The sequence below is a fragment of the uncultured Frigoribacterium sp. genome (assembly GCF_963515265.1).
In the GTDB taxonomy this organism is placed as follows: Bacteria; Actinomycetota; Actinomycetes; order Actinomycetales; family Microbacteriaceae; genus Frigoribacterium.
In genome coordinates this window covers 1-10,270 of sequence record NZ_CAUPYL010000087.1, presented here as the reverse complement: position 1 = coordinate 10,270, position 10,270 = coordinate 1, and the positions used below count along the sequence as shown (strand labels likewise).

Below are 10,270 nucleotides of genomic sequence, written 5' to 3'. Positions count from 1 at the left end.
CGCGTTCGCGGCCCGCGTGGCCGCGGCCTTCTTGGCGGCGGCCGACCGGTCGGCTGCCGTCCGGGTCGAGGCGGGCTTGCGGCCGGCCGACGTGGTCCGAGGGCTCCTCGGGGCGGGAGAGGCGCCTCCTCGGGAGGGGGTCCGCTCGCGTCCCGTCTGCTCTCGCTGGCTGGTCGTGCCCTGGCCGGTCGCGCCTTGGCCGGGCTCGTCGACCGTCGCCACCCCGTCCGGTGCGTCCGTCGGCGTCGCCTCGTCGTCCATCTGATCCCCCCGGTGAAGCGTGTCCCCGCCGCCGCGCGTCGCCTCGTCGGGGTGCAGGGCACCCTCCTGGTCGTCGCGCACGGAAGCCATCGCACCACCGTACCAAGCGAGCGAGTCCGGCACGCCCGCCCTGAGGACGATCACGAAAGGGACACGACCTCGACCAGCACCTGCCGCTGAGCGAGTGCTCGCTGTAGTCTGGGCGAGCACGACGACGTGTCCACATCGAGTCCCGAGGGTGAACGCCGCCCGAACACCAGACGGAGGGGCGCCACAGACGGCGCCCGACCGCACCTCCCGGGGCACGACCCAGAAGCACGACCGAACACCTGTCCAGACCCGGGGCCCGCCCCACGGATCTCCGATCCGAGGTCCAGGCGGCGCACCGAGACGGCCCTCACCACCGGCCGGCACGGAACGACAGGCAGACGGCCAGCCCCACGAGGAGACAGACGTGAGCAAGACAGACAGCACCGCCCCCCAGATCGTGATCCTGGCCGCCGGCCTCGGCAGCCGCCTCGGTCGCTCGCTGCCCAAGGCGCTCACCGAGCTGAGCGACGGTCGCACCATCATGCAGCAGCAGTTCGACAACATCCGGTCGGCGTTCGGGCCCGACGCCCGCATCACCGTCGTCGTCGGCTACAAGTTCGAGCACATCGTCGAGGCGTTCCCCACCGCCTCCTTCGTCTACAACGAGCAGTACGACCAGACGAACACCTCGAAGAGCCTGCTGCGCGCGCTGCGGGCCAGCACGTCGGGCGGCGTCCTGTGGATGAACGGCGACGTCGTGTTCGACCCCGAGGCGCTGCGCCGTGCCGCACGCCAGGTCCGCGACGAGCAGTCGTTCGTCGCCGTCAACACCTCCAAGGTGTCCGACGAAGAGGTCAAGTACACGACCACCGCCGAGGGCTACATCGCACAGTTGTCCAAGCAGGTCGTGGGCGGCCTCGGCGAGGCGGTGGGCATCAACTTCGTCGCCAAGGCCGACAAGGCCGTCCTCATGCGCCAGCTCGCCAAGGTCGACGCGCAGGACTACTTCGAGCGCGGCATCGAACTGGCGATCGAGCAGAACGGGCTACTCTTTGAGCCCGTGGACATCTCCGACCTCTACGCCGTCGAGGTCGACTTCGCCGAGGACCTGGAGCGCGCGAACCTCTTCGTGTGACCGGGGTCCGCCCCGTCGGCCGGGATGTCCCCCGAGATCGAGGACACCCGTGAGCACAGCCCTGGCCGATCGACCCCGGCGCACCGGGGCCGCCCGGTACCGCCAGACGCTGTGGCTGCTGACCAGCCGTGACCTCAAGGTCCGGTACTCGACGTCCGCGCTCGGCTACGTCTGGTCGATCCTCGATCCGCTGGTGATGGCGGGGATCTACTTCTTCGTCTTCCAGGTGGTCTTCCAGCGGTCGGTCGGCGAAGATCCGTACATCGTGTTCCTGCTGAGCGGGCTCCTCCCGTGGATGTGGTTCAACGGAGCGGTCTCCGACAGCACCCGGGCGTTCATCCGCGAGGCGAAGCTGGTGCGGTCGACGAAGATCCCCCGGACGATCTGGGTCTTCCGCCTGGTCGGCTCGAAGGGCATCGAGTTCGCCCTGAGCCTGCCGGTGCTCGCCCTGTTCGCGGTGCTCGGCCGCGCCGAGCTGCACTGGCAGGTGGTCTTCCTGCCCCTCGCGATGGTCATGCAGACCGTGCTCGTCGCGGGAGTGGGGCTGATCGTCGCCCCCCTGGTCGTGTTCTTCCGTGACCTCGAGCGCGCGACCAAGCTCGCCCTCCGGTTCCTCTTCTACGCGTCGCCGATCATCTACGGCACCCGCGACCTGCCCGAGAGCCTGCACCTCCTCGCGGCCTTCAACCCGCTGAGCGGGATCTTCGGCCTCTACCGGTCCGCGTTCTTCCCCGAGCAGCTCGACCTGCTCGAGATCCTCGTCGGAGGCGGCATGTGCCTCCTCCTCCTCGCTGTCGGCCTCGTGGTGTTCCGGGCCAGCGAACGCGCCGTGCTGAAGGAGATCTGATGGCTCCCCCCACCGGCGACCAGCCCGTCATCCGCGTCGAGGGCGTCGGCATCCGGTTCCGCCGCAACCGCCGCGGGCGCCGCTCCTTCAAGGACCTCTTCTCCGACTCGAGCCGGCGGTCGCGCCCCGGCGAGTTCTGGGCCCTGCGCGACGTCTCGTTCGACGTCCGCGCGGGCGAGGCGATCGGGGTGGTGGGCCGCAACGGGCAGGGCAAGTCGACGCTGCTCAAGCTCGTGGCCGAGGTCATCCTCCCCGACACGGGGTCCGTCTCGGTCTCGGGAGGAGTCGCCCCCCTCATCGAGATCACCGGCGGCTTCGTCGCCGACCTCACGGTGCGCGAGAACGTGTACCTGACAGCGGGCCTCCACGGCATGCGCCGGGACGAGATCGACGAGCGCTTCGACGAGATCATCGACTTCGCCGAGATCGCCGCCTTCGTCGACACCCCGTACAAGCACCTCTCGAGCGGCATGAAGGTCCGGATCGCGTTCGCCGTCATCTCCCGGCTCGAGGAGCCCGTCATCCTCGTCGACGAGGTCCTCGCGGTGGGTGACAAGGCCTTCCGCGAGAAGTGCTACGGGCGGATCGAGCAGATGCTGGCCGACGGCCGCACACTGTTCCTCGTGTCGCACAACGAGCGCGACCTGAAGCGCTTCTGCGGCCGGGGCCTCTACCTCGACAAGGGCGAGCTGGTCTTCGACGGCCCGCTCGACGAGGCCCTCGCCCGGTACGCCTCCGATCATCCTCCCCGGCCCGCGGCGTAGCATCCGGTGATGCCCGATCGCCACGTCTCGCCCCGTCCCGCCGAGGACGATCTCGTCCGCATCGATCCCGACACCGGGTCTCCCGAGCCGTACCGGGCCGCGTCGCAGGGCGGCCAGGTCGTCGACTCGGCGTGGCTGCGTCGTCTCGACCGCCTCCTCGCCGTCCAGCGGCCCGTCGTCGTCAAGCACGTCGCAGCCCTGCGGCGTCGCCACCGCAAGGCCGACCCGGCCAAGCTGATCCGCATCCTCGAGCGCGAGTACCTGGCGGCCGTCACGTCCGGCGGGGCGGCCGTCGGGGCGAGCGCGGTCATCCCCGGCGTCGGCTGGGGCATCTCCCTCGCCCTCTCCGGGGTGGAGACCGCGGGGTTCCTCGAGGCGAGCGCCCTGTTCGCCCAATCCGTCACCGAGGTGCACGGCATCGCCGTCACCGACCCGGAACGCGCCCGGGCACTCGTCATGACGATGATGATGGGCGCTCCCGGCGCGACCCTCGTCCGGCAGTTCGCCGGGGAGGCTCTCGGCACGGCCCCCGCCCGCAGCGCGTTCTGGGGCGAGCTGGTCACGCAGAAGCTCCCCAAGACCGCCCTCAGCGGACTGACCGACACCGTCCGCAAGCACTTCGTCCGGCGCTTCGCCGCGTCGCAGACCGCCACGGTCCTCGGCAGGGCCGTCCCGTTCGGCATCGGCGCGGTCGTCGGCGGCACCGGCAACCACCTGCTGGGACGCAAGGTCGTCGGGAGCGCGAGGGACGCGTTCGGACCGGCTCCCGCCTCCTTCCCGGTCGAGCTCGGGGCCTGACGCACCTGCCGGCCCGACGGACCGCCTCGGAGTCGCCGTGCTGCGGGAGGTCGTTCCTCCCCCGACAGGGCTCGATCCACAGGGCGGAGCGGGAAGGGTCGGGGGTCCGGCCTACCGTCACGGCATGACCGTGACAGCTCCCCCCGCCTACAGCGTCCCCTTCCGTCTCGACCGCTCACGCGGGCCGCGGATCCTGCGCCTCGTCAACGACGGCAGCGAGACCGTGTCGTCCCTGAGGGTCACCCTGCTCGGCTCGGGCCTCCTGGTGCCCGTGAGCACCGGCACCCTGGCTCCCGGGCAGTCCCTGGCCCTGAGCGTCATCGGCCCCGAGCTCGTGGCAAGCTCGATCGCGGTGGTGCGGTGGTTCCGGCCGTCCCGGGACGAGTACCTCTGGCGGTTCAGCTTCTGACGGCGCGGGCGCGACGCTCCGCCACGTAGTCGGCAGCCGAGAAGGCCTCGAGCACGGGCGGCAGGTGATCGCCCGACATGCCGCCGACCAGCACGGCCGGGTCGACGCCGAGCACCGCGGCGAGTCGCACGATCGTGTGCAGGACGGGGTTGCCGACACCGCGCTCGATCTTGCCGTAGTTCGACACGTTCATCCCCGCGAGGTGGGCGACCTCGTCCTGGCTGAGCCCGAGGCGCTGACGCTCGCCGCGGACACGTTCACCGAAGAGCAGGGCAGCAGGAGACGACGGATCGGGCATGCCTCATGGATACGCCCCTCAGCGATGAGATGCCAGATCCTACACGCCTGGATGCCACAGACACGAGCGCTGCATGCCTCTCCGCTCGAGAACGCCGAGCCTAGGAGGCGGTCGTGCCGCCCGACGAGTCGGTGCCGGGCGCGCCGGCGTCCGACACACCGGTGTCCGACGCACCGGCGCGCCGGGCGAAGTCGTCCCTCCGCTCGACGAGCTGCAGCACCGCCTCCTCGAACCGCCGCGTGGCGGCCCCGGGAGTCGTGTCGCCGAAGTACCGGTGGACCCAGTGCTCGAGGCGTCGACGTGCCTCCGGGTCGTCACGGACGCGGTCGACCACGTCGACGACGTCGCCGGCCTCTGCGGCCCCGAGCCACTCGGCGGCTCCGAGGTAGCCCCGTTCGTCGACGTCCGCCTCGGCGGACGCCGGCCTCGTCACGAGGAGGGGCCGGCCCGTCGCGAGGCGGTCGTAGATCATCGCCGAGACGTCGGTGATGGCGACGTCCGCCGTCGTGAGCTGCCAGCCGAGCTGGGGGCTGGTGTCGTAGACGTGACCGGCTCCGGGCGTCGCCGCGTTCGCGGCCTCGATCGCCGACACCACGGCTTCGTGGGCGCGACGGTAGTCACGGTCGACCACCCCGCTGCGAGGGTGCGGACGGTAGACGAGCCGGTGGCGTCCCGACGCCAGCAGCGCCTCGGCCAGACGGACGCCGTGCGTCGCGATGGACCCGTAGGTGGCCGCCGGACGGTCGCCCTCCCAGGTCGGGGCGTAGAGCACGACGATGCGGTCGTCGGGCTCGAACGGGGGCGTCCCCGCAGCGTGGTCGGCCTGGGGTCGGCCGATGGGCACGGCACGACGGTCGAGGTCGTAGTCCCAGAGGGCGACCTCCAGCCTCGCCCGGGCAGCGTCGCCCGCGATGAAGGCGTAGTCGTAGGCCTTGAACTGGTTCGTGGTCATGTACATCTTGTCGCTCTCGCCGTGGTTGACGAAGACGTGCCACATGCGCCCGTAGCGCATCATCTGGAAGTTCTTGGCGTTCTGGTTGACGTACAGGGTCATCGCGAGGGGGTGCGAGTCGACGAACTCCTCCAGGTCGACGACCTGGCGTGCGTAGACGACAGGGACGGGCGACTCCTCGAGCAGGGCGAGCATGGCCCCCGGCGACCGCGCGACGATCGCGACGGGGACGGTCTCGGCGAGATGGGCCAACGGCGCGTACCACTGGCGGATCTGGTACATGTTCACGGAGGTGTCCGCGAAGTACACCGCGACGCGCACCGTCCCGGGCTCCGGCCGGCGTCCGTCGTCGCCGAGCTTCTCCAGGCGCCGACGCTGACGCCGTGACTTCCAGGCGCGCGAGGCCAGTCCGCTGGCGAGCGCGAGATCCCGTTTCAAGGGCACGGAGGGTCCTCCTGTGGTGCTGATGTGCCCGACGACCGTCGCGCACCGGGGTGTCCCAGGCTAGATCACCGGGGGTCGACCGGACCTGGACATGCGCAGGACCGTTACCCAACCGATGGACCGACGGCCACCCGGAGACGTGCGCCAGCCCTCGGCCCAGCCGCCGAACCAGGCCCTGAGGCGGGCCGGCGTCGAGGCCCAGCGCAGCACCTGCACCGCCGTCCAGCTGCCGACGTACACGGGGACGAGCGGCCACGGCAGGTTCCGCTTGGCGAGCCACACCCGGTTCCGGGCGTTGAGCCGGTGGTACTCGGCGTGGCGCGCGGGGTCGATCGCGGGGTGGTGCGCCACGAGACCGCCCTCGTACCGCACCCGGAGCCCCTGGGCCCACACTCGCCAGGCGAGCTCGATCCCCTCGTGGGCGTAGAAGTAGGGCTCTCCCCAGCCACCACAGGCGTCGAAGACCGCTCGTGGCATCACCGTGGCGCCCTCCCAGACCGAGAAGACGTCGCTCGCCTCGGCGGGGTCGCCCTTGCGCAGCCGTGGGATCCACCGGCGCGGCGACGTCGCTCCGGACGCGTCGACGACGCGGGGCTGCACGAGCCCCACGTCGCCTTCGCGCTGCATCAGGGCGACGGCGTCGGCCAGGAACGTCGGCGACGGGATGCTGGCGTCGTCGTCGAGGAAGAAGACCCAGTCGCCCGACACGCGCTCGGCGCCGCGGTTCCGACCAGCGGGGATGCCGACGTTCTCGGGGAGGGTCAGGACGGACACGCCCTCGGGCACGGGGCCGGGCCCCCCGCCGTTGCCGACGCACACGACGTCGACCTCGACTCCGACCTGGGCGAGGACGCTCTCCAGGCCACGACGCAGGTCGTCGGGCCGACGACCCTGCGTCAGGCTGACGACCCCGACACGAGGTGTCGACCGAGCCGCCTCGCCGCTCAGGAGCGGACCCTCTTCGACGCCATGATTGCCACGAAGTGGCCCACCAGGGCGACCACGGACAACGGCAGCAGCAGCGACACGAGCACGCGGTCCGCGAGGGGCTCGCCGACGACCAGCCCCACGAGGGCGGCGACGAAGGCGAGCATGGTCAGCTCGACGGAGTGGTAGAGGCGGTGGAACGGGACGAAGCGGGCGGCGGAACGGAGTCGCGACAGGAGCCGCCCGCTGGGGACGGTCGCGCCGCCGCGCTTGTCCTCGAGGCGGGTCAGGCCGGCGTTGGCCCGGGCCACGTGCACCATGTCGTTGAGGGCCTTGTTGAGGACGATGACGAGCGCCAGCGCCGTTCCCAGCGTCGTCCAGAGCCAGTCCGCGGGCACGTCGAACGGCCAGCCGGCCGCCCGGACCCCGAGCGCCACGGGGATGAGGGCCTCGGTCGAGTAGTGCCCCACCTTGTCGAGGAACACCCCGGCCGGCGAGCTCGTCCCCCGCCACCGGGCGACCTCGCCGTCAGAGCAGTCGACCAGCATCTGCAGCTGGCCGAGGACGAGGGCCAGCATCGCGCCGCCGATGCCGGGCACGAGCAGCGCCGCGGCGGTGGCCCAGCCCGTGAGGATCATGAGCCCGGTGACGCCGTTCGCGGTGACGCTCGTCTTGAGCAGCCACCACGTGAGGTAGGGCGAGACGTCGCGCAGGTAGAGCGAGGCCGTCCAGTGCTCGGCGTTGGCGCGGCTGCGGACCTCGGGCGGCTGGGCCACCCGTCGCAGCTCGGCGATGGACGTGGGACGCGTGGGCAGCGCGGTCATGGCGTGAGGCTATCTTCCCGTGTGCGCGGTGATGTTCCCCGTCAGGTCGAGGAACCCGGCCACGAAGCCGAGCCCCCAGCCGAAGTGGATGGAAGGCAAGACTACGAGAAACCACAGCCGCGTGCGGAGACCGTCGCCCCGGGCCACGAGGACGGCGGCCAGCACCACGAACGCGACGTAGAGACCCGGCACGACGAGCCCGAGCAGGGCCCAGGCCGCCGCCGTCCCCGTCAGCGCGCCGACGAGGCCCACCAGCCCGGCCAGCACGCCCAGGGCGACGCCCACCACCATCGCGGGCGGCACGAGGTAGCGGAGCGTGTTGGCCTTGGGGAACCGCCGCGCGAGCTCGCCGCGCCACAGCCCCGTGGCGACGAACTGCCGGGCGAGCTTGCGGAGGCTGGGTCGCGGACGGTACGTCACCACGAGGTCGGGCGTGAACCAGACGGTGCCCCCGGAGGCGCGGAGCCGGCGGTTGAGCTCCCAGTCCTGGCCGCGCTTGACGCCCTCGTCGAACAGGCCCACCTCGAGGAGGCGGTGGCGCAGGAACACGCCGAGGTAGGCGGTCTCGGTCGGCCCCTCCGCACCTCCGACGTGGTGGGGGGTGCCGCCGAGCCCGACCCGGCTGCCGTACGCGCGGGCCACGGCCTTCTCGAAGGGCGTGCGCCCCTCGGCCAGCATGATGCCGCCCACGTTGTCGGCGCCGCTGCGGCGCAGTGCGTCGACGGCCAGCCGCGTGTACTCCCGCGGGAGCACCGAGTGCGCGTCGACCCGCACCGTGATCGGGTGGACGCTGGCGCGGATGGCCACGTTCAGGCCCGCCGGCGTCGAGCCGACCGGGTTGGGCAGGGTGCGGATGCGGGGGTCGGCTGCCGACATGGCCGCGACGACCTCGTTGGTGCCGTCGACGCTCGGCCCGAGGGCCAGGAGGACCTCGAACGGCCCCTCGTAGTCCTGGTCGACGAGGCTCTCGACCGCGGCACGGATCTCTCGCTCCTCGTTGAGCACGGGCATGACGTAGGACACGCCGGGCGCCGGGCTGTCGGGGAAGGTCATGGAGGGGCCTCGGGATGCGGCGCTGACGCGCTGGCGGACGAGACCGGAGCCCCGCGGAGATCCCGCCGAGCCTACCAAGGCCACAGGGCGGACCGGGGCCGCAGCTGCCCCGGTCCGCCCTGAGGAGGAGCCGTGTCGTCCCCGAGGTCAGCTCGTGAGCGTGTCCAGGGTCACCTGGGCGGTCGCCTCCGCGCCGTCCCGCACGTACGTCAGCTCGGCCGTGGCGCCCCCGGCGAGGAACCGGACCTGGGCGGTCAGGTCGGTGCGGCTGGTGACCGCGATGCCGTTGAACTCGGTGACCACGTCGCCGGCACGCAGGCCGGCCTCCTGGGCCGCGCCTCCCTGGCTGATCTCGACGATGAGCGCTCCGACGCGGTCGGCGCCCTGCGCCGTGGCCGCGTCGTCGACGCTCGCGCCGAGGAGCCCGTGGGTGGCGCTGCCGTTCGCGATGATCTCCTTCGAGACCCGCTGCACGAGGGCGGAGGGGATGGAGAAGCCCACGCCGATGCTGCCCGAGGACGAGCCGGAGCTGGCGATGGCGACGTTCAGGCCGATCAGGTCGCCCTTGGCGTCGAGCAGCGCGCCGCCCGAGTTGCCGGGGTTGATCGACGCGTCCGTCTGGATCACAGGCAGCGAGATGACGCTGCTCGCCTGGTTCTGGGTGCCCCCGTCGCCGTTGTTGAACGAGAACGGGCCCTGGCCGTTGTTGTCGCCCTGGTCGCCCTGGTCGCTGCCGTCGCTCGGCGCGGCCGAGGACTGGACGGTGATGCTGCGGTTCAGGGTCGACACGATGCCGTCGGTCACGGTGTTCGAGAGCCCCAGCGGCGCCCCGATGGCCACGGCGGTGTCGCCCACGTTGAGCGCGGACGAGTCGGCGAAGGTGATGGGCTTGAGGCCCGTGGCGTCGACCTTGAGGACGGCGAGGTCGACCGTGGGGTCGAGGCCGACGACCTCGGCGGGCAGGATGTTGCCGTCGCTGAGGGTGACGGTCACCGTGCCGGAGGCGCTCGCCCCGTCGAGGGTGACGACGTGCGTGTTGGTGACGATGTAGCCGTCGTCGGAGACGATGACGCCCGACCCCGTGCCGCCCGACGACCCGCTCGCGACGTTGATGGTGACGACGGACGGCGTGGCCTTGGCGGCGACGGCCGTGATGGCCGTGGCGTCGTCGTAGTCGTTCACCGTGAGCTCACGCGACGGGCCGCTCGAGGCCGTCGTGCCGCCGCCTCCGTCGGCGACCACTCCTCCCACGACGCCGCCGAGCGCGCCGCCCGCGATCAGGCCGACGGCGAGGGCGGCCGCGAGGACGCCCTTGCCGCCGCGGCGCTTCGTCGTCGTCGAGGTGGGAGGCGCCCAGGAGGCGGCACCCTGCGGTGCTCCGCCCGCTGCGGGCCGCCCGAAGGCGTCCGTCTGCGGCGACGACGCCTGCGCGTACTGCGACCCCTGCTGGTACGACGAGGGCTGCTGGTGGGGACCAGGCTGCTGGTACGACGCAGGCTGCTGGTAGGAACCAGGCTGCTGGTACGAC

General features: G+C 71.9%; 11 protein-coding genes and 1 pseudogene. 5 read left to right on the top strand and 7 right to left on the bottom strand.

Going from position 1 to position 10,270, the window contains the following annotated elements; translation table 11 throughout:
- Positions 1 to 351 (bottom strand): annotated as a pseudogene (locus tag RWM17_RS08670) (hypothetical protein); the annotation flags it as partial.
- A 364-nt stretch (positions 352 to 715) separates the two neighbouring features.
- Here RWM17_RS08670 and RWM17_RS08665 point away from each other — a divergent pair.
- The 5 genes from RWM17_RS08665 to RWM17_RS08645 all read left to right on the top strand — a co-directional run bounded on the left by RWM17_RS08665 (position 716) and on the right by RWM17_RS08645 (position 4,244).
- Entirely contained in the window at positions 716 to 1,426 is a 711-nt protein-coding gene (locus RWM17_RS08665; protein WP_314102750.1) for a phosphocholine cytidylyltransferase family protein, read from the top strand.
- Positions 1,427 to 1,475: 49 nt separating this feature from the next.
- A complete protein-coding gene (locus RWM17_RS08660) occupies positions 1,476 to 2,273 on the top strand; it encodes an ABC transporter permease (protein WP_314102748.1) in 798 nt (265 codons plus the stop codon).
- A complete protein-coding gene (locus RWM17_RS08655; protein ID WP_314102746.1) occupies positions 2,273 to 3,037 on the top strand; it encodes an ABC transporter ATP-binding protein in 765 nt (254 codons plus the stop codon). Before RWM17_RS08660 ends, RWM17_RS08655 begins: the two co-directional genes overlap by 1 nt.
- 9 nt (positions 3,038 to 3,046) lie before the next feature.
- On the top strand, positions 3,047 to 3,835 hold the full coding sequence (locus RWM17_RS08650; RefSeq protein ID WP_314102744.1) for a hypothetical protein: 789 nt from the start codon (positions 3,047 to 3,049) through the stop codon (positions 3,833 to 3,835).
- Positions 3,836 to 3,959: 124 nt separating this feature from the next.
- Positions 3,960 to 4,244: a hypothetical protein gene (locus tag RWM17_RS08645; RefSeq protein ID WP_314102743.1), complete on the top strand. Its 285-nt coding sequence runs from the start codon at positions 3,960 to 3,962 to the stop codon at positions 4,242 to 4,244.
- Here the strand turns inward: RWM17_RS08645 and RWM17_RS08640 are convergent.
- From RWM17_RS08640 to RWM17_RS08615, 6 genes are all read right to left on the bottom strand, one after another.
- The gene (locus RWM17_RS08640; protein ID WP_123548159.1) at positions 4,234 to 4,542 is read right to left on the bottom strand and encodes a helix-turn-helix domain-containing protein; all 309 of its coding nucleotides are present in this window, start codon (positions 4,540 to 4,542) and stop codon (positions 4,234 to 4,236) included. The two genes, RWM17_RS08645 and RWM17_RS08640, sit on opposite strands and share 11 nt — an antisense overlap.
- Positions 4,543 to 4,642: 100 nt before the next feature.
- Positions 4,643 to 5,938: a CDP-glycerol glycerophosphotransferase family protein gene (locus tag RWM17_RS08635; RefSeq protein WP_314102741.1), complete on the bottom strand. Its 1,296-nt coding sequence runs from the start codon at positions 5,936 to 5,938 to the stop codon at positions 4,643 to 4,645.
- A 60-nt stretch (positions 5,939 to 5,998) separates the two neighbouring features.
- Positions 5,999 to 6,886: a glycosyltransferase gene (locus RWM17_RS08630; protein ID WP_314102751.1), complete on the bottom strand. Its 888-nt coding sequence runs from the start codon at positions 6,884 to 6,886 to the stop codon at positions 5,999 to 6,001.
- Complete coding sequence (locus RWM17_RS08625) at positions 6,883 to 7,689, bottom strand: CDP-alcohol phosphatidyltransferase family protein (RefSeq protein ID WP_314102740.1); 807 nt, start codon at positions 7,687 to 7,689, stop codon at positions 6,883 to 6,885. Before RWM17_RS08625 ends, RWM17_RS08630 begins: the two co-directional genes overlap by 4 nt.
- Before the next feature lie 9 nt (positions 7,690 to 7,698).
- Entirely contained in the window at positions 7,699 to 8,742 is a 1,044-nt protein-coding gene (locus RWM17_RS08620) for a glycosyltransferase family 2 protein (protein WP_314102738.1), read from the bottom strand.
- Positions 8,743 to 8,889: 147 nt separating this feature from the next.
- The coding region (locus RWM17_RS08615; RefSeq protein ID WP_314102736.1) for a trypsin-like peptidase domain-containing protein at positions 8,890 to 10,270 on the bottom strand (1,381 nt) is incomplete at its 5' end.